The following is an 18,483-nucleotide window of genomic DNA, read 5'->3' on the forward strand; positions in this document are numbered from 1 at the left end:
AAGCAGAACTAATCTCTTTCCTTAATACGCTCTCTTTCCTTAATATCAATTTGGCGTTCGTTGGTTTGTAATTTGGTATTTCCAAATTTATACCTAAAACCTAATTTTATATATCTGTTGTCTAAATTGGTATTGTAATAACTACGCTGGTTTAAATAATTGGTTGTTGTATCAAAATCCCCTAAATTGAATAGGTCTGCAGCACTTAAGGAAATCACTGCTTTTTTATTTAAAATGGTTTTTGATACTGATATTTCAGATTCTAACCTTCCAGCAACATCCATAAATCCTTGGACATTCGAAGAGATGTAGATAAAAGTTAAATTTGCTGTTAAACTTTGGTCTTCTAAAAAGGTGAAATCGTTACTTAACACACTGTAATTGGACCATTTTTTAGCTTCAATAATACCATTTACAGTAGCAGTTTTATCGTAAGTATTGTAAAAAGAGGTTACTGCGTAAACAAACCAAGCATCTGTTACGTTAAAATAAGAAATGACATCAAAGCCAAATTCTATAGATTTTTCAATGTTTATTGGTGAATAAGTAATTTCATTACTTTGGTTGTTTTGAATAGGTATTTCAAAAATGTTATCATTTTTATGAATGTAATATGCTTCCAAGGTTAAAAAGGGGCTTACAGTAGACCCAACAACATAATGGTCTTTATAGGTAGGCATGAGGTTGGGATTACCTACCACTAAGGTATAGTCGTTCAAATAAAAAGTAAAAGGATTTAAATCTTTATAGTTTGGCCGTTCTATACTTCGTTTATAATTAGCATAAAAACTTAGGACTTCACCTGCTTGGTACGTTAGACTTACATTGGGAAACCAGTCAAAATAATCTTGTTTGTCTGTTTGATTGTTGGTTAAAGATATCCCTTCTAGAGAGGTTTGTTCCATTCTTATTCCTGCATGCAAACGCCATTTTTCCCATTCTTTTTTAATATTGGAATAGGCAGCAAACACATTTTCGTTATAATCAAAAGTACTGGAGTTTGTTACATCCAAAATCTCTTGATTGGTGTTAAAATCATAATCGTAGCGTGTCACATCACTGTTTGTTTGCACATTGGAGAATTTCATTCCAGCATCAAAATAAGATGTGTCGTTTATAGGCAATTTATAATCCAACTGAGAGGTTATGATTTGTGTTTCTTGATTGGCATCTGTATTAAAAGCTGTAGGCTCTATAAAGTTATTATTCTGATCGTAATAATTGCTTAAGGATTCTTGAAATCTGTTATAGTCATAAATGGTATAATGCCCATTAAGCGCGAAACTTCCTTTTGTAAATTGATGTACATAATCCAAATCAAAACCTAAATTGTATTTATCGTCATTCGCCATGTTAGCTGCCTCAAAACGGGATTGAAATACTTTGTTTGCATTATAGACATTCGTATTGTTATCTATGTTGTATTTGTAATATGGTGTCCATAACATGTTGGAAGATACACTTAAGGTGTTTGCCTCATTTAGTAGAAAATCAATGTTGAAATTCAGGTTATGCGATTTGCTCCAGGTATTTCTGTTAACGGATGATTTCCAAAATTCATCAACTTGACCATTGGTATCGAGGTAATAAACACCATCGTCGTTGTCCCTGTTTATTTTGTCGTCCGTATAGCTATAATTGGCAAATAAATTAACTTTGTCTGTTTTAAAATAATTGGTCATTCCTGCATTGTATCTAGGAAATACACCTTGGGTGTAATTTGCAAAAACACTTCCTCTATAGCCTGTAACCAGGTTTTTACTCATAAGAATGTTCAAAACCACTCCACTTTCAGCATCATAACTAGCAGACGGATTGGTAATAACCTCAACAGTTTTTATGGAGTTGGCTGATGATCCTTCCAAGAGCTGCAATAATTCATCCTTGGACAGTTGCACTTTTCTATTATTTATGTAAACTGTTGGCGCAGAACCTTTAACAGATATTTGCCCATCCAAAACCAAAACCCCTGGAGTACTTTTTACTACTTGAAGCAAGCTACCTTCAGAAAGCGCTGTGTTTTCAACCCCAAAAACCAGTTTGTCTGCTTCTTTCTTTATGGTAGGTTTGTTCACTACAATATTGACTTCGTCTAAAGCTTCATTATTTTCTTCTAAGGTGATATCACCAAGACTTATATCTTTAGAAGACACACTAACAAATTCGGTATAATCTTTAAAACCTATAAAACTTATTTTAATAAGATAATCCTCTTCTTGAACATTTTTTAGTTCAAAAAAACCTTGTTCATTTGTGGATGTGCCTTTAATGGCAGTAGAATCTTTTGCAGACAGCAACAATGCATTGGCAAAATATACAGGATTTTGGTCCGTGTCTTTTACGGTTCCTGTAATGGAAACATCTTGAGCCATCACTGTAAATGGTAACAAAAAGACAACAAAAACGTAAAAAAAATTTAACTTAAAACTCATAAGCTTATTTGGGGCTACAATATAAAAATAGTTTTGAACATATTTTTACGGAAAACCCGTAAATAAATATGATATTTAGTTAGTTATTAACAATTATAGCAAGTTTAAAACAATTATATTTGCAAATTAGATTTATGCTAGAATAAATTTTATGAAGCACATTAGAAACTTTTGTATTATAGCACATATAGACCATGGTAAAAGTACCTTGGCAGATAGATTATTGGATTATACAGGCTCTGTAACCGAACGCGAGAAAAAAGAACAGCTGTTGGACAGTATGGATTTGGAGCGAGAACGTGGTATAACCATTAAATCTCATGCCATACAAATGGAATATACCTATAAAGGAGAGCAATATATTTTAAATTTAATTGACACGCCTGGACACGTAGATTTTAGCTACGAGGTATCACGTTCCATTGCTGCTTGCGAAGGTGCTTTGTTGATTGTTGATGCTGCGCAAAGCATTCAAGCACAAACCATTTCCAATTTATATTTGGCCTTGGAAAACGATTTGGAAATAATACCTGTTTTAAATAAAGTGGATTTGCCAAGTGCCAATCCTGAAGAAGTAACCGATGATATTGTGGATTTATTGGGCTGCAAACCAGAAGATGTTATACATGCCAGTGGAAAAACAGGCTTTGGCGTAGATAATATTTTAGCTGCCATTATTGAGCGTATTCCTGCTCCTACCGGAAATCCTGATGAACCCTTACAGGCTTTGATTTTCGATTCGGTTTACAACCCATTTCGTGGTGTGGAAACCTATTTCAGGGTATTAAATGGAACCATAAAAAAAGGACAGAACATTAAATTTATTGCCACAGGCAAAACATATTTTGCAGATGAAATTGGTACTTTAAAACTAAAACAGTTTCCTAGACAAGAAATAAAAGCTGGAGATGTTGGGTATGTAATCACTGGAATTAAAGAAGCTAAAGAAGTAAAAGTTGGTGACACCTTAACTGATGCTAAAAATCCAACTACCAATGTTATTGAAGGTTTTGAAGATGTGAAACCCATGGTATTTGCCGGAATCTATCCTGTAGATACGGAAGATTATGAAGAACTTCGAGCATCTATGGAAAAATTGCAGCTTAACGATGCCTCTTTGGTTTTTACTCCTGAAAGTTCTGCTGCTTTAGGTTTTGGGTTCCGTTGTGGTTTCTTGGGCATGCTACACATGGAAATCATCCAGGAACGCTTGGAACGAGAGTTTGATATGACTGTTATTACAACAGTTCCTAACGTAAGTTACCACGCTTTTACCAAAAAATACCCAGAGACACCAATTATTGTTAATAATCCTTCCGATTTACCAGACCCATCCGGTTTGGATCGTGTGGAAGAACCATATATTAAAGCTACCATCATTACCAAAGCAGATTTTGTTGGAAACGTCATGTCTCTATGTATTGAAAAACGAGGCATGATTACCAATCAAACCTATTTAACAACCGAAAGGGTTGAAATGACTTTTGATATGCCTTTAGCTGAGATTGTTTTTGATTTCTATGATCGCTTAAAAACTGTTTCCAAAGGATATGCCTCTTTCGATTATCATCCTATTGGGATGAAACCTTCTAAACTGGTTCGTGTGGATATTTTATTGAACTCCCAACCAGTAGATGCACTTTCAGCTTTAATACATGCTGATAATGCACATAGTATTGGTAAAAAAATGTGCGAAAAATTAAAGGAACTCATTCCTAGACAACAATTCGATATCCCTATTCAAGCCGCCATTGGTGCAAAAATTATTGCTAGGGAAACCATAAAAGCCTTACGTAAAGATGTAACTGCCAAGTGTTATGGTGGAGATATTTCCAGAAAACGTAAACTCCTTGAGAAACAGAAAAAAGGTAAAAAACGTATGAGACAAGTAGGAAATGTTGAAATCCCCCAACAAGCTTTTATGGCTGTTTTAAAACTGAACGACTAAAAAAATTCCTGCAAATGCAGGAATTTTTTTTAAACCCTAACAAAACCTTTTTGATTTTGTGTCATTGGTAAATGATCTCGCAAAAAAACGGTTAAACTCTGTTCTTAAATAGAGAAACCCATCTTTTAATAAATTAATTTAAATTGGTTTTTCCTCCGTTTGTTTCATTCTTTACTGTTTCTACATCAAAAGGTTTTCCTATATAAACTAATTTCCAACCTGGTTCAAGGTTTTCAAGGGTTTCTTCTTTGTCTGCCTTAACAACAAACAAATCGTTGTCATTATCTTTAATGAACAAAGGAATAATATCTGGATCCTTACTTGAAATTTCAATTAAATCGTAATAATGGTCTTTATCTTTTAATTTAATCTCTTGTATGGAAGGATATTTATTGATAACGTTTGTCAATGAGTTAAAATCGTCTGTATAAGAAAACACGCCTTCTATTGGCATTTCTGAGGTTTCGTGCATTTCTGTAGAGGTTAACAACCTGTAAGACCCATTTTCCCCAAATTTATCCCCAAACTGCTTAATGGCGTACTTATTTATATCTGTATTTCCAGTTAAAGCCAATAAAAAACCCATATCGTTAAGCTCAATATTATCCAATAACTTATCGGAGTAAATATTGGTATTCATTGCTTCCAGACCAAGCTCGTTGGCTTTTGCAATATTATTTTGGTTGCTATCTATTAAAACAACATGTCTGCCATTTTTCTCTAAATAATGGGCCAATAACCTAGGGAGTTTGGATGCACCTACAATTAAAATCCCTCTAGACTCGGTCAAGAACACTCCAACTATTTTGGCAAACATCCTGGCCGTAGTGGCATTAAGGATAACAGTTCCTAGCACAATCATAAATACCAATGGAGTAATATATTCGGCTCCTGGAACGCCATCTTCGGCAAGTTTAAGTCCAAATAGCGAGGCAATACCTGCTGCCACGATTCCTCGTGGACCAACCCAGCTTATAAACAGTTTTTCTTTAAGTTTTAAATTAGAGCCTTGGGTACTTAAAAACACGCCAATAGGTCTAATAACAAACACAACAACAGAAAATAAGATTACTGTGTTCCAATTGTAAATTAAAAGCAAATCTTCAAAATTGATATCTGCAGCTAGAAGGATAAAAAGTATGGATATCAATAAAACACTTAAGGATTCTTTAAAATAAAGCAGTTCTTTTAAGTAAGGGGATTTGGAGTTTCCCAAAACCATTCCCATAACCACCACTGCCAATAAACCAGACTCATGTGCAAATTCATCGGCTAAAATAAAAACTCCCAATACAGCTGCCAATGCAAACACATTCATTAAATAATGGGGCACCCAATTTCGGTTTAAAATCAAATTAAGTCCATGAGCAAAAGTAAACCCAAAAGTAGTACCGAACAATACGATTTTCCCAAATTCAATAAAAGCCGTTTTGGTAAATTCCCCACCAGCATCCACACTAATAAATTCGAAAACAAGTACAGCTACCAAGGCTCCTATTGGGTCTATAAGGATTCCTTCCCATTTTAAAACGGCAGAAACATCTTTTTTAAGGGGTATATTTCTTAAAATTGGTGTAATTACCGTTGGTCCTGTTACAATAATCAGAGCTGAAAATAAAAAAGAAATTTCCCAACTTAAATAAAAAATATAGTGTGCTGCTATGGCAGCCCCAAAAAAGGTGACTATAGAACCTACAGTAATTAACTTGGTAATAACTGGACCAACATTTTTTATTTCACCTTTTTTTAAGGTTAATCCACCTTCAAATAAAATTATACTAATTGCCAAAGACACAAAGAAAAACAAACTGCCTCCAGGAAAAAGCCCTTCTTCGCCATTCCATCTAGGTTCAATCCATTTGGTGCCATCTGCACTTAAAAATTCTGCTGCAATAGGTCCTACAAATAAACCAATAAGAATTAAAGGTAAAATAGCTGGTATTTTTAATTTCCATGCTACCCATTGTGCCAATATACCAAGTATGATAATGCCTGCTAATTCTACCATATAAAGATTTTAAATTTTGTGAACAATTATAAAAAACCTTGGCAAAATAATGCTTTTTTATTTTACAATTATAAATAGCGCTTTATTAACAAGTTAAAAAACTAAAGAAAAAAATTAAAAAGATGAAACCATCAATCCTCATTTTTGGATTCGGACATATAGTACAAACGTTTTAAACTCTTTTTAAGAAGTACGAATCGATATACGCCAATTATAAAAAAAAGTGCCGAAAATACTAATGACAACAATCCTAGAAACCTGAAATTTGGAAAAGGGAAATCTTTTAATTGAAAAAAAGCAATACCACCCAACAACAAATACAAAGAAGATCTTACATAAGATAACAAAGTACGCTCATTTGCCAACCTGGTTCGCTCAATAGCTAAATAATCTCTTAAAATAACTTCTTCATCTGGCTTAAAATCTCTACCAAACCGAAGCAATTTCATTTTTTTTATTTTCAAGGGACTCGGTTTAAGTGTTTTCATAAATGGTTTTTTATAAAATTATAATTAATATTTATTAGCTACAAATAAATTATCTCATCCAATCCAATCCAAAATGTTAAAAAACAACTAATATCCTTGCTTTATTTTCACTTATACGGGGCGTTTTAGTAATTTGCAGGCATTATGAAATTATATCCTATTAAATCTGGAAATTTTAAGTTGGATGGCGGCGCCATGTTTGGTGTAGTCCCTAAATCCCTTTGGCAAAAAACCAATCCTGCAGATACCAACAACATGATTGATATTGCTGCACGTTGTTTATTAATTGAAGATGGCAACAAGCTCATTTTAATAGACACTGGAATGGGCAACAAACAAAGTGATAAGTTTTTTGGATACTATTATCTTTGGGGAAATGATTCTATTGACAAGTCCTTAGAACAATATGGTTTTCATAGAGATGACATTACAGATGTGTTTATGACCCATTTACATTTTGATCATTGTGGAGGCTCAATCCAGTGGAACAAGAACCGAACGGGTTATGAGCCTGCTTTTAAAAATGCCCATTTTTGGAGCAATCAAGACCATTGGAAATGGGCAACACAACCCAACAACAGGGAAAAAGCCTCTTTCCTTAAAGAAAACATTTTGCCAATGGAAGAAAGTGGCCAGTTAAAATTCACAGACTTACCACAAACAGATATGTTGAAAAACAGCCCTTTGGGCTTTGATATTTTTTTCGCAAATGGCCATACAGATAAACAAATGATTCCTATGATACATTACAAAGGCAAAACCATTTGTTTTATGGCAGACCTACTGCCAACTGCAGGGCATTTACCCTTACCTTTTGTAATGGGCTACGATACAAGACCTCTGCTGACTTTAGACGAAAAAGAAAAATTCCTCAAACTAGCAGCAGATAATAATTATTACTTATTTTTGGAGCACGATGCACATAACGAGATTATTACAGTAAAGCAAACTGATAAAGGTGTGCGATTAAACCATGTTTTTACCTGTAATGAAATATTTAACTAATACCAATAAATTAAAATGAAATTAATGAAACCTTTTATGCTTTCAGTACTTGTAGCCGCTACTCTTTCTAGTTGTGGTGGAGGTGCTGATATTGTATCAACACCTGTTGAAAACATAGATTCTGTGCCTTTAAAAGTGTCGGAATTAACTGAAAACGAAAAACACACTTGGGGACATTTAGATCTTGTAAAAGATACAATTCCTGGAATGAGTGTTGAAAAAGCTTATGCTGAAATTATAAAAAATAGAAAAGGCCAATCTGTGATTGTTGCTGTAATTGATTCTGGTATCGATATTGAACACGAAGACTTAGACGGAGTTCTTTGGACCAACGAAGACGAAATCCCAGGAAATGGTATTGACGATGATAATAATGGTTATGTAGATGATATTCATGGGTGGAACTTTTTAGGAGATGCTTACGATGAGCAATTGGAATACGTACGTATCCTTGCATCTGGAGACACAAGCAACCCAGATTATGCTAGAGCTAAAGAAGAATACGACAAAGAATATCAAGAAACGGTTGGTAGAAAAGCACAATACGATCAAATTTATGAGCAAGTAAAAAATGCCGATGAAACCATCTCCAAGCATTTAGGTAAAGAAAACTACACCAAAGAAGATGTTGAAGCCATCGATTCAGAAGATGAAGCCATTACCAAAGCCATTAGCGTAATGAACTTTATGTATGGAAATGGATTTGAAGACACAAAAGTAGCTTTAAACTCCATAAAAGAAGGTGTGGATTATTTTACTGATAAATTAAACTACAACCTAAACAAAGATTTCAACGGAAGAACCACTGGAGACAATCCTAACGACTTGTCTGATGTTGGATACGGAAACGCCAATGTACTTCCTTCTGAAAAAGGGGAAAGCCACGGAACTCACGTAGCAGGAATTATTGCTGCAGAACGTGGTAATGGTAAAGGTGTAGATGGTGTTGCCAACAATGTAAAAATCATGAGCTTAAGAGCTGTTCCAAATGGCGATGAGTACGATAAAGATATTGCTTTGGCTATTAGATATGCCGTAGATAATGGCGCGTTAATTATCAACGGAAGTTTTGGTAAGTACTACTCTCCACATAGCGATTGGGTTAGAGACGCAATAGCTTACGCAAGTAGTAAAGATGTTGTTTTTGTAAATGCTGCAGGAAACGAAGGTATAGATTTAGACCAAAAAGAATGCTATCCAAACGATCAAGTAAACAATGGTCCAGAAGTATCTACCTCTTTTATTACAGTTGGCGCTTTAGAGCCTAAATATGGTGCCAATATGTTAGCTGGGTTTTCTAACTACGGAAAAATCAATGTAGATGTTTTTGCTCCAGGAGCTAAAATTTATTCCACAACTCCAGAAAACGAATACGATACCAAAGGGGGAACATCTATGGCTGCTCCTGCAGTAGCTGGTGTTGCTGCTTTAATCCGTTCTTATTACCCTAAATTATCTGCTGCTCAAGTAAAGCAAATAATTATGGATTCTGGATTGGCGCTTTCTACAAAAGTAGTGGTTGGTGGAGATACCAATAACGTAAAACCTATTGGAGATTTAACAAAATCCGGTAAAATTGTAAACGCTTACAACGCGCTTATTATGGCAGATCAGTTATCTAAATAATTATAAAAAACCTAAACCTCATCCTATCAAAAGATGAGGTTTTTTTAATTCATTTAAAATGAAAAAAATCTTTGTATTCCTTTTTGGTTTAGGCGTTCTTTTTACTTCAGCCAATACCAATCAAACAGAACCATACAAAACGGCTAACAATACGGGTTACTGGCAACAACATGTAGATTACAAAATGAATGTAACCATGGATGTTACCAATTATCAATTCACTGGAACGCAACAATTGGTTTATACCAACAACTCTCCAGATGTATTAACCAGAGTGTATTACCACCTCTATTTTAACGCATTTCAACCTGGCAGCGAAATGGATGTAAGATCGCAAACCATAGCAGATCCAGATAGTCGTGTGGGAGATAGAATTGGAAAATTGAAACCAGACGAAATTGGTTTTTTAAATGTCACCTCATTAAAGCAAAATGGTATTATCTTAAATTACGATGTAGTAGGAACTGTTTTACAGGTGCAATTGCACGAGCCAATACAACCAGGAGAAAAAGTAACTTTCGATATGGTTTTTAATGGCCAAGTACCTGTTCAAATTCGTCGTTCTGGTAGAAACAGTGCTGAAGGTGTGGCTTTATCCATGACACAATGGTACCCAAAATTAGCCGAATACGATTTTGAAGGTTGGCATGCAGATCCATACATTGGAAGAGAATTCCATGGTGTTTGGGGAGATTTTGACGTAACCATAAACATCGATAAAAACTATGTGGTTGGTGGTACTGGTTATTTACAAAATCCAAACGAAATTGGCCATGGTTACGAAACTGGAGAAGTAAAGCAACCTAAAGGAGATATGCTGTCTTGGCACTTTATAGCACCAAAAGTTCACGATTTTACTTGGGCTGCAGATCCAGAATTTATTCACGATACCATGCAGGTTCCAGATGGTCCAATGTTACATTTCTTATACAAAAAGACTTTAGAAGCCGAATACCTGGAAAACTGGAAAAAACTACAACCAAAAACGGTTGAATTAATGGAGTATTTCAGTGAGCATATTGGAAAATACCCATACAAACAATATTCTGTAATCCAAGGTGGCGATGGTGGTATGGAATATGGCATGTGCACACTTATCACCGGAAAACGCAAATTTGGAAGTTTGGTTGGTGTTACGGCACACGAATTGGCTCATGCTTGGTTTCAATTTTTATTGGCAACTAACGAAGCCAGACATTATTGGATGGACGAAGGATTTACCAGTTATATTAGTGATTATGCCATGAACGCCGTTATGGATGGCAATGAAGAAAACCCAACAACCAATGCTTATAGAGGCTATATTTACCTGGCAACTTCTGGGAAAGAGCAGCCTTTAACCACACATGCTGACCGTTTTGAGTACAATCAAGCTTATGGAATTTCTGCTTATAGTAAAGGAGAAGTATTTATGGCGCAATTGGGCTATGTTATAGGGGAAGACAATTTAAAAGCTACCATTAAAAAGTACTATAACGATTTTGCCTTTAAACATCCAACACCAATCGATTTTATTCGCACAGCAGAAAAAATAACAGACTTCGAATTGGATTGGTATTTAATAGATTTTGCTCAAACCACAAACACTATAGATTATGGCGTAAAAGCTGTAAGTGGCAATAAGGTTACCTTAGAACGTATAGGACTTATGCCAATGCCTATAGACCTAACCATTACTTATACCGATGGAACAACCGAAGATTATTACATTCCGTTGCGTATGATGCGTGGTAAAAAACCAACTACGGCTACTACACTATCGGATTGGGCTTGGGCTTATCCAACTTATACCTTTGAAGCTTCCAAAGCCATAAAATCGGTTCAAATAGATCCTAAAGAATGGATGGCAGACATTAATAAAGTAAACAATAAGTTTGAACTTAATTAAATACAAACTTTAAATTGATATCCATGAACCTGCAAGCTGTTAATAACCTTGCAGGTTTTTTTTATTTATTAAACCACATTTCATTTTTATATAAAGCTTTCTTAGCAACCCGTTCCCTATTGTACAACAACATATGTGTCTTGCTTAATTGCTGACTTCTAAATCCAAAAATGTGAAAAATCTGCTTGGCTAAAAACCTGGTCACTTTTAAATTAACCGATAAAACACCTTGCTTTTTATTTTCCCAAGAAATGCCTGGTAAAAACACCAATAAACTATCCAATTTGAAGTTCCGTATAAATTCGGAAATTTTCATGAAAATTGGATGAATGCTTTTTATTATGAAAAAACCTTCAGCTCCTTGAGTTTGGTACAACGGCATAAATATCCTGGCATTGTATCCAGAGAAAATAGCTTGTGCATTGCTTTGTGCCAAATGTGTTCCTTTGGAAATAGCCTGAAAACTTTTAAAACCTTCAAGCATCTTAAAATGTTCCTGAGGTTTTATTTTGTATAAATAAGTGATTTCAAATATCTCTGAAATGTTTTTGGACTGATGTTTTAACCTGTAATAATGCATCTGGAAATCCTTGACAGAATCTTTATCCAAAGCTTTTGTAAAAACCAACGAAAGGTAAATAAACGCTTCACAATTTAAAACAGCATCGAGCTCGTCGTGCTGTCCAGATTCAAAACCCAAGGACACATAGCCCAATTGATTGATATAGCTCAACAAAGGGCCTTTTAAATACTCTTCAATGCCCAAAACCACTGGCACAGGAAATTGTTGTGAAAATTTTCTGTTTATCAAAGCATCGTTTATGGTAATAAAAGGTAATGTTTTACTGGAAGTGGTATGGAAATCTATAAAATATATAGGTTCAGAATGTGCTTTTTGTATAGCTTTCAATAAGTTATAAATTTCAAATTGTTCTTTTTCTTCTGAAATTAATTCTTCTTTTGAAACCAAAGCGTCTAAATCAGCTTGTGTCCATAACCTGTTTAAGTCTTTCTCCAAATATCGCTGGTTCTTGGATAATGCCTTTAAATTGCCTGCAATTGCATAAATGCTTCCACTTAAATCTGCAGGAGACATGGTTTTTAAGGTGTTTGTTAAAGCGAATACTCCTGCAGTTTCATTACCATGGATACCAGCAAAAAAAACAAGGATTGGCCCTTTTTTAGAACCTTTAATGTTAGCAATTAATCTATCTATCTGTATGTCTTTGTTTAATGCGTTGCTTTTAATATGTACCATTAATTGAAAAAATCTTTTGAGGTGATTAAACCAATGAGTTTTCCTTTTTCAACCACTGGCAAACAGTTTATCAGGTTGGTAATCATCAGTACTTTTGCCGTCTCAACACTTTCGTACTGAGTAATGGTAATTAAATCCTTGGTCATGACCTCTTCTACTGAAATGCCATTATCAATTGCTTGTTTGGACAAACCTTTAACATCGGTATGGGTAACCAGTCCAATAATTTTCTTAGATGCATCTATAACAGGCATATGCCTAATGTTCTTCCATCTCATGATATTTACAACCAACTTTAAACTGTCATTTTTGTGTACTGAAAAAATATCTGTACTCATTACGTGTTTTACAACATAGCTGTTTGTATCCACTTCAATGTCGTTTTCATTCAGTGCATTCCAAGACCCTATTGGGTAATTATATTCTTGCTTTTCGTATAATTCTGAGGTTATTATTTGAGCTGCTTCAAACTTGGTTTTGGATTTTGACAAAGCTCTGTAGTTTTTTATCAACCATTGAGACCCATTATTGGATGTTACCCGGTTTTCTATAATGGTTAAATATTTTTCAACATCGGCAGGATCTATCCCAACGCGATACAAACCTCTGTAAGCCATAGGCAATAATTCATCTAATATCAATTGCTGACTGGACATGTAAGATCCGTTCCAAAAAAACTGGGTACCCATGCCATATCGAGCCGCACTGAAAAAATTGGATTTTACGTCCTTAAAATCCCATTTTTTGTGAATGTTATTATAGGCTTCGGGCTTTCCAAGCATGAGTCCTACCCAAAACATCATATTTGCAATTTCGTCTGCCACAGTAGGACCTGAGGGAATGTATCTATTTTCAATTCTTAAATGTGGTTTCCCATTACCAACACCATAACAAACCCTATTCCATCTATAAACCGTTCCGTTATGAAGGCTTAAAGCTTTAAGTTTTGGTATTTCGCCTCGTTCAATCATTTCTACACTATCTGTAATATATTCTGTAGTAAGTAAACTTCTAAATCTGGAAATGTTGTCCCTAAAGATATCTGTAACCGTTCCAGTTTCCCAATTGTTTCCAAAACTTACTCGGGATTGGTTTTCATTTAATAAAAACGAATTGGCTCGTGTGTCCACACTTTGTGTAAATAAGGCAATTCGGGTTTCTGCCCACAATTCTTTTCCAAAAAGCAACGGCGAATTGGTACAGATTGCCAAAACAGGTCCTGCAATGGCTTGAGCCCAATTATAACTATCTATAAAGGTATCTGGATGGATCTGTAAATGCATTTGAAAACTGGTGTTACAGCCTTCCAACATCACAGAATCGTGAATTAAACTTAGCTCGTCCACGCCTTTTATATGAATATGAAAATCTTGGTTTCTGGATTCCTTTACAGCTTCGTTCAATACATAATAACGCTGTATTGGTGTCATGTTTTCTAAGGTAATGTGCTTTAAGGATAAGGTTGGTAAAATACCTGTCAATATTATTTTGGAATCATGTTTTTTGGCAGCTTGCTTTGCTTTATCCAATAATGTGGTCAATTGATGTTCCAATTTTGAAAAACAATCGGTTTTAAGTTCAAAAGGATCTAAGTTAATTTCCAAATTAAAGTTTCCAATTTCTGTGGTAAAATGGTCGTCGTTAATGGTTTCCAAAACAGCCAGTGCATTGTTATCAGGAAAAAACGCTTCATCCACAATAAAAAATTCCTGCTCTGCTCCTATCCTTATAGGTTCTTTTTCAATTAAATCTTCTTTAAGCATTAAATCCAAGGCTTCAATATCATTCATTAAATGATGTATATAATTTGCGTACTGCTTTTTATTTTGAAGTTTTGTAACATGTAATTCTCCCATTCTTAAACGTGTTGGTTATAAAAACATTAAGTTACAGGAAATCAATAAAATAAAATATGACATATATCATATGGAAAAAGGTAGCCTTTAGCTTGTTGGTATTTGTTACATTTGTTACTAATAAAGTTATGAACACAAGCTACTCACATAAAGAAAAACTAAAAAGCGAAAAACTTATTTCGCAACTGTTCCTGGAAGGCAAATCGGTTTCTACATATCCTTTAAGGATGGTGTATTTAAAAACTTCTTTTCAGGATAAAACACAGGTAAAAGCTGGTGTTTCGGTTTCCAAACGGAATTTTAAAAAAGCTGTAAAAAGAAACCAAATAAAACGTTTGCTTCGAGAAGCTTATAGAATGCAAAAAGCAACTTATTTTAACAACTTGACAACACAATATGCGTTAATGATTTTGTACATTGGGAAAGAAAAGCCAACTTTTAAGGAAATCGAGGCTAAAATGGTGCAATTGTTGCAAAAATTTATAGAAAAAACCACCAAGGAATAATTTAATATGAAACATTCTTTTTTCAATTTCACAGAAAACCAAATAGAGAAAGAAAGTTCCATAACCTCAAAAAATACAAACACGTGAAAAACAAATTCAAAAAACTGATTGTCATTCCTGTTTTGTCAGTCACCATCTTTTTTACAGGAACAGCGTTTCAAAACGATTTTTTTGAAATTGCCAAGCAAATAGAAATTTTTACCACCTTGTTCAAAGAAATTAACATGAATTATGTGGATGAGACCAATCCTGCAGACTTAATGGATACTGCCATAAAAAGCATGTTGAAAGATTTGGATCCATATACCAATTTTTATAACGAACAGGACGTAGAAGCAGAGCGTATAAGGAGAACTGGCGATTATACTGGTATTGGAGCCAAGGTAAGAACCTTAAAGGACAGGTTGGTTATTGTGGAACCTTATAAAGAATATCCAGCAGATAAAGCTGGTTTAAAAGCAGGAGACGAAATTATAAAGGTAGAAGATGTGGTTATTTCTACTTATAAAGATGATGCTGGAGATTTGCTTAAAGGCACACCAAACTCATCAGTGGAAGTTACTTATTTAAGACAAGGAAAAGAGTATAAAACAACCATTAAACGTTCTGAAATAGAAATTGATGCTGTACCACACTTTTCCATGATAAACGATAAAACCGGTTATATAGTACTAAGTGCTTTTAACAATAAAGCGTCTTTGCAAACTGCCTATGCACTAAAAGACTTAAAGGCTCAAGGAGCGCAACGCATTATTTTAGACTTACGTAACAATCCTGGTGGTTTGTTGCACGAAGCTGTAAATGTGGTTAATTTATTTGTACCTAAAGGACAATTGGTGGTGACCACAAAATCCAAAGTGAAAAAATACAATCGGACGTATTACACCCAAAAGGATCCCATAGATACCGAAATTCCTTTAGTGGTCTTAATAAATGGAAGCAGTGCCTCTGCCAGCGAAATTGTATCGGGATCTTTACAGGATTTGGATCGAGCTGTTATTTTGGGCTCCAGAAGTTTTGGAAAAGGTTTGGTGCAACGACCAAAACCATTAACCTATGGAACTCAATTAAAAATAACCATTTCCAGATATTATACGCCTTCTGGACGTTGTATCCAAGCTTTGGATTATTGGAACAGGGATGATGATGGCAATGCTGTTAAAATTGATAGCAAGGAATATCACGAATTTAAAACCAAAAATGGTCGTCCTGTGTTCGATGGAGGTGGTGTGCTTCCAGATGAAACGTTCGAAATCACTAAAAATTCAGCCATTACAAATGCTATCCTGAACGATTTTTTAATCTTCGATTATGCAACAGATTATTATTACAAACATCCTAATATAAAAGATATCAATGAATTTGAATTGAAAGATTCCGATTTTAAAGATTTTAAAACCTATTTAAGTACCAATAATTTTTCGTTTATCACAGAAACCGAAAAAGCTTTAAACAGCGTATATGAACAAGCTAAAAAAGAAGCTTTGGACGATAATATCAAAAACGATTACAACACTTTGTTATCCAATTTAAAAAACTCAAAAGAATTGGCTTTAAACGAAAATAAAGAGCAAATTCTATCCTTGTTAACAGACGAAATCGTAAAACGATATGTGTACAGAGAAGGCTTGTACGATTATTACAAAATTCACAATACCGAAATAAAAAAAGCCACAGAAATCCTTGCAAACCCTATTAAATACAGAGATTATTTAAGGTAAATATGGCTTCATTGAAATATTAAATGTAAATACTTATATTTACTTGAAATTTCATGTGCCCTTATGAAAAAACTTGTATTCATATTATTCATTTTTGTCGGTTTTAATATAACTGCTCAAAAACAGTTAACACACGAGGTTTATTTTGAAACCGATGAATATGAAGTTCCTGAAACCGAACACAACAGATTGCTTATTTTTCTTTCTGAAATTGAAGGGTTGGACATTGAAAAAATCTCCATTTACGGCTTTACAGACGATAGAGGAAGTGACTCCTATAACTTGGTCCTTTCGCAAGAACGTGCCAATGCCATAAAAACCATTTTTTCCAATAACGAATTTGATGAAAGCATTATTACCAATGTAGATGGAAAAGGAAAAATTTTGGTGAAACTCATTAAAGAAGAAGACCTTAACAAAATTAGGGGTTTAAACAGAAAAGTGGAAATTATCGTGCAACCTTTCGATCCTCCCAGGGAATTGAAACAACCTGAAAAAAAGGATGTTGCAGACTCTTTTAAAGATGAAAACTTAAAGGCTGGAGACAAGATTTTACTGGAAAACATCTTGTTTAAAACAGGTTATAGTGTGTTGTTGCCAGAGTCTAAAAAAACATTGGAAGACATAGCCAATGTTCTGGTGGAAAGAAAAGATATTTACTTTACCATACAAGGACATGTGTGCTGTACACAAAACAGTAGGGATGCCATTGATAGAAAAACCAAACAACGCAATTTATCTGTTGCCAGGGCAAAATATATCTACGATTATTTAGCTAAAAAAGGAGTTGAAAAAAAACGTATGAAATATGTAGGCATGCGAAGAAAATTCCCTCTTGGTGGTGAACCAAAATTTGATAGACGTGTGGAGATTTTAATTACCTATGTTGGTGAAACAAGACAAAGACATTAATGTTTTATCATGGCCATATGTGGAATGCCATCTTCCAGGTATTCTTCTCCAGTTTCCTTAAAACCAAGTTGGTTGTAAAAATTTTTTAAATAACATTGTGCAGATATTTTAATGGTGGTTTCATTAAACTGCTCGTTTATGGCTTTTATGGAAGCTTCCATAATTTGGTAACCATATTTGTGCTGCCTTTGGTTTTTGGCAACCACAACCCTTCCAATACTGGCTTCCTTAAAATAATCGCCTGCTTTAAAAATACGTGTATAAGCCACTAGTGTTTTATCTTTGTAAGCTAAAACATGCCATGCGTTTTTATCTTTGCCATCCACATCTTGATACACGCAATCCTGTTCTACCACAAATACTTCGGCTCTTAACTGTAAGAGATCATACAATTCCAGGATTGTTAATTCATTAAAAGCTTTTATACGTATATCAAGCATGTTTAAAAGGTTTTTCTGGTTATGGAAACCGTTTTATTGTTGGATATGTTTACTTCAAAATAATACAGCCCTTTGGTTACCTTTGTGTCTTCAAGGTAGTGTGATGGCGAAAACGAAAAATAGCCATTGTCTGTTTGGATTTTAAGTTCCACTTCTGAATAAATAAAGGCCATTTCAATAAAATTGGAAATAGCATCAGGTTCTATAACTTGGTATACAAAGGTGTTATTGTTTGAAATAATTTCAGTTCTGTTAAATCTATAATTGGTATTGTTTTTTATACCTACTTCAAGAGTATCAGGTTCTGGAATTACCTCGTCCAATAAATTATCTGTTACTTCATTACAAGAAAAAAGCAACAATGCAATTACCAATAAAAATCCATTAAACTTCAT

General features: G+C 34.4%; 14 protein-coding genes. 7 read left to right on the forward strand and 7 right to left on the reverse strand.

Annotation, left to right across the window (positions count from 1 at the left end; genetic code table 11):
* Nucleotides 1-8: 8 nt before the first annotated feature.
* Nucleotides 9-2,432, reverse strand: coding sequence for a TonB-dependent receptor domain-containing protein (locus D778_RS01940; protein ID WP_040491226.1), 2,424 nt, complete (start codon nt 2,430-2,432; stop codon nt 9-11).
* Nucleotides 2,433-2,583: 151 nt separating this feature from the next.
* On the opposite strand from D778_RS01940, the gene lepA reads away from it, so the two are divergent.
* On the forward strand, nt 2,584-4,380 hold the full coding sequence (gene lepA, locus D778_RS01945; RefSeq protein ID WP_007647210.1) for a translation elongation factor 4: 1,797 nt from the start codon (nt 2,584-2,586) through the stop codon (nt 4,378-4,380).
* 133 nt (nt 4,381-4,513) lie between these two features.
* Here the strand turns inward: lepA and D778_RS01950 are convergent, their stop codons facing one another.
* Both D778_RS01950 and D778_RS01955 read right to left on the reverse strand, forming a co-directional pair.
* The gene (locus D778_RS01950) at nt 4,514-6,388 is read right to left on the reverse strand and encodes a cation:proton antiporter (protein WP_007647211.1); all 1,875 of its coding nucleotides are present in this window, start codon (nt 6,386-6,388) and stop codon (nt 4,514-4,516) included.
* A gap of 131 nt (nt 6,389-6,519) precedes the next feature.
* Nucleotides 6,520-6,876: a YidH family protein gene (locus D778_RS01955; protein ID WP_238307544.1), complete on the reverse strand. Its 357-nt coding sequence runs from the start codon at nt 6,874-6,876 to the stop codon at nt 6,520-6,522.
* A 144-nt stretch (nt 6,877-7,020) separates the two neighbouring features.
* On the opposite strand from D778_RS01955, the gene D778_RS01960 reads away from it, so the two are divergent.
* Genes D778_RS01960 through D778_RS01970 form a run of 3 tightly spaced genes read left to right on the forward strand, consistent with a single transcriptional unit; the run spans nt 7,021 to nt 11,395 of the window.
* Nucleotides 7,021-7,881 carry an MBL fold metallo-hydrolase gene (locus D778_RS01960; protein ID WP_007647214.1) on the forward strand — a complete coding sequence of 287 codons (861 nt, stop codon included), beginning with the start codon at nt 7,021-7,023 and terminating at the stop codon, nt 7,879-7,881.
* Nucleotides 7,882-7,896: 15 nt separating this feature from the next.
* On the forward strand, nt 7,897-9,507 hold the full coding sequence (locus D778_RS01965; protein WP_040491228.1) for a S8 family peptidase: 1,611 nt from the start codon (nt 7,897-7,899) through the stop codon (nt 9,505-9,507).
* Nucleotides 9,508-9,565: 58 nt separating this feature from the next.
* Nucleotides 9,566-11,395: a M1 family metallopeptidase gene (locus D778_RS01970; RefSeq protein ID WP_007647217.1), complete on the forward strand. Its 1,830-nt coding sequence runs from the start codon at nt 9,566-9,568 to the stop codon at nt 11,393-11,395.
* 61 nt (nt 11,396-11,456) lie between these two features.
* Here the strand turns inward: D778_RS01970 and D778_RS01975 are convergent, their stop codons facing one another.
* On the reverse strand, nt 11,457-12,653 hold the full coding sequence (locus D778_RS01975) for a succinylglutamate desuccinylase/aspartoacylase family protein (protein ID WP_007647219.1): 1,197 nt from the start codon (nt 12,651-12,653) through the stop codon (nt 11,457-11,459).
* The gene (locus tag D778_RS01980; RefSeq protein WP_007647221.1) at nt 12,653-14,509 is read right to left on the reverse strand and encodes a CBS domain-containing protein; all 1,857 of its coding nucleotides are present in this window, start codon (nt 14,507-14,509) and stop codon (nt 12,653-12,655) included. Before D778_RS01980 ends, D778_RS01975 begins: the two co-directional genes overlap by 1 nt.
* A gap of 128 nt (nt 14,510-14,637) precedes the next feature.
* On the opposite strand from D778_RS01980, the gene rnpA reads away from it, so the two are divergent.
* From rnpA to D778_RS01995, 3 genes are all read left to right on the forward strand, one after another.
* Complete coding sequence (rnpA, locus tag D778_RS01985) at nt 14,638-15,015, forward strand: ribonuclease P protein component (protein ID WP_007647222.1); 378 nt, start codon at nt 14,638-14,640, stop codon at nt 15,013-15,015.
* An 83-nt stretch (nt 15,016-15,098) separates the two neighbouring features.
* A complete protein-coding gene (locus D778_RS01990) occupies nt 15,099-16,736 on the forward strand; it encodes a S41 family peptidase (RefSeq protein ID WP_007647223.1) in 1,638 nt (545 codons plus the stop codon).
* 63 nt (nt 16,737-16,799) lie between these two features.
* A complete protein-coding gene (locus D778_RS01995; protein WP_007647224.1) occupies nt 16,800-17,648 on the forward strand; it encodes an OmpA family protein in 849 nt (282 codons plus the stop codon).
* Here the strand turns inward: D778_RS01995 and D778_RS02000 are convergent.
* A complete protein-coding gene (locus D778_RS02000; protein WP_040491230.1) occupies nt 17,645-18,088 on the reverse strand; it encodes a GNAT family N-acetyltransferase in 444 nt (147 codons plus the stop codon). The two genes, D778_RS01995 and D778_RS02000, sit on opposite strands and share 4 nt — an antisense overlap.
* A 2-nt stretch (nt 18,089-18,090) precedes the next feature.
* Nucleotides 18,091-18,483: a hypothetical protein gene (locus tag D778_RS02005; RefSeq protein WP_007647228.1), complete on the reverse strand. Its 393-nt coding sequence runs from the start codon at nt 18,481-18,483 to the stop codon at nt 18,091-18,093.

The sequence above is a fragment of the Xanthomarina gelatinilytica genome, assembly GCF_000348685.1.
GTDB lineage: Bacteria > Bacteroidota > Bacteroidia > Flavobacteriales > Flavobacteriaceae > Xanthomarina > Xanthomarina gelatinilytica.

What these genes read in the sequence shown, in the direction of transcription:
- D778_RS01950 (WP_007647211.1), bottom strand. Translation starts at nt 6,388, where the DNA reads ATGGTAGAATTAGCAGGCATTATCATACTTGGTATATTGGCACAATGG.
- D778_RS01965 (WP_040491228.1), top strand. Translation starts at nt 7,897, where the DNA reads ATGAAATTAATGAAACCTTTTATGCTTTCAGTACTTGTAGCCGCTACT.
- lepA (WP_007647210.1), top strand. Translation starts at nt 2,584, where the DNA reads ATGAAGCACATTAGAAACTTTTGTATTATAGCACATATAGACCATGGT.
- D778_RS01980 (WP_007647221.1), bottom strand. Translation starts at nt 14,509, where the DNA reads ATGGGAGAATTACATGTTACAAAACTTCAAAATAAAAAGCAGTACGCA.
- D778_RS01940 (WP_040491226.1), bottom strand. Translation starts at nt 2,432, where the DNA reads ATGAGTTTTAAGTTAAATTTTTTTTACGTTTTTGTTGTCTTTTTGTTA.
- D778_RS01970 (WP_007647217.1), top strand. Translation starts at nt 9,566, where the DNA reads ATGAAAAAAATCTTTGTATTCCTTTTTGGTTTAGGCGTTCTTTTTACT.
- D778_RS01960 (WP_007647214.1), top strand. Translation starts at nt 7,021, where the DNA reads ATGAAATTATATCCTATTAAATCTGGAAATTTTAAGTTGGATGGCGGC.
- D778_RS02000 (WP_040491230.1), bottom strand. Translation starts at nt 18,088, where the DNA reads ATGCTTGATATACGTATAAAAGCTTTTAATGAATTAACAATCCTGGAA.
- rnpA (WP_007647222.1), top strand. Translation starts at nt 14,638, where the DNA reads ATGAACACAAGCTACTCACATAAAGAAAAACTAAAAAGCGAAAAACTT.
- D778_RS02005 (WP_007647228.1), bottom strand. Translation starts at nt 18,483, where the DNA reads ATGAAGTTTAATGGATTTTTATTGGTAATTGCATTGTTGCTTTTTTCT.
- D778_RS01975 (WP_007647219.1), bottom strand. Translation starts at nt 12,653, where the DNA reads ATGGTACATATTAAAAGCAACGCATTAAACAAAGACATACAGATAGAT.
- D778_RS01995 (WP_007647224.1), top strand. Translation starts at nt 16,800, where the DNA reads ATGAAAAAACTTGTATTCATATTATTCATTTTTGTCGGTTTTAATATA.
- D778_RS01955 (WP_238307544.1), bottom strand. Translation starts at nt 6,876, where the DNA reads ATGAAAACACTTAAACCGAGTCCCTTGAAAATAAAAAAAATGAAATTG.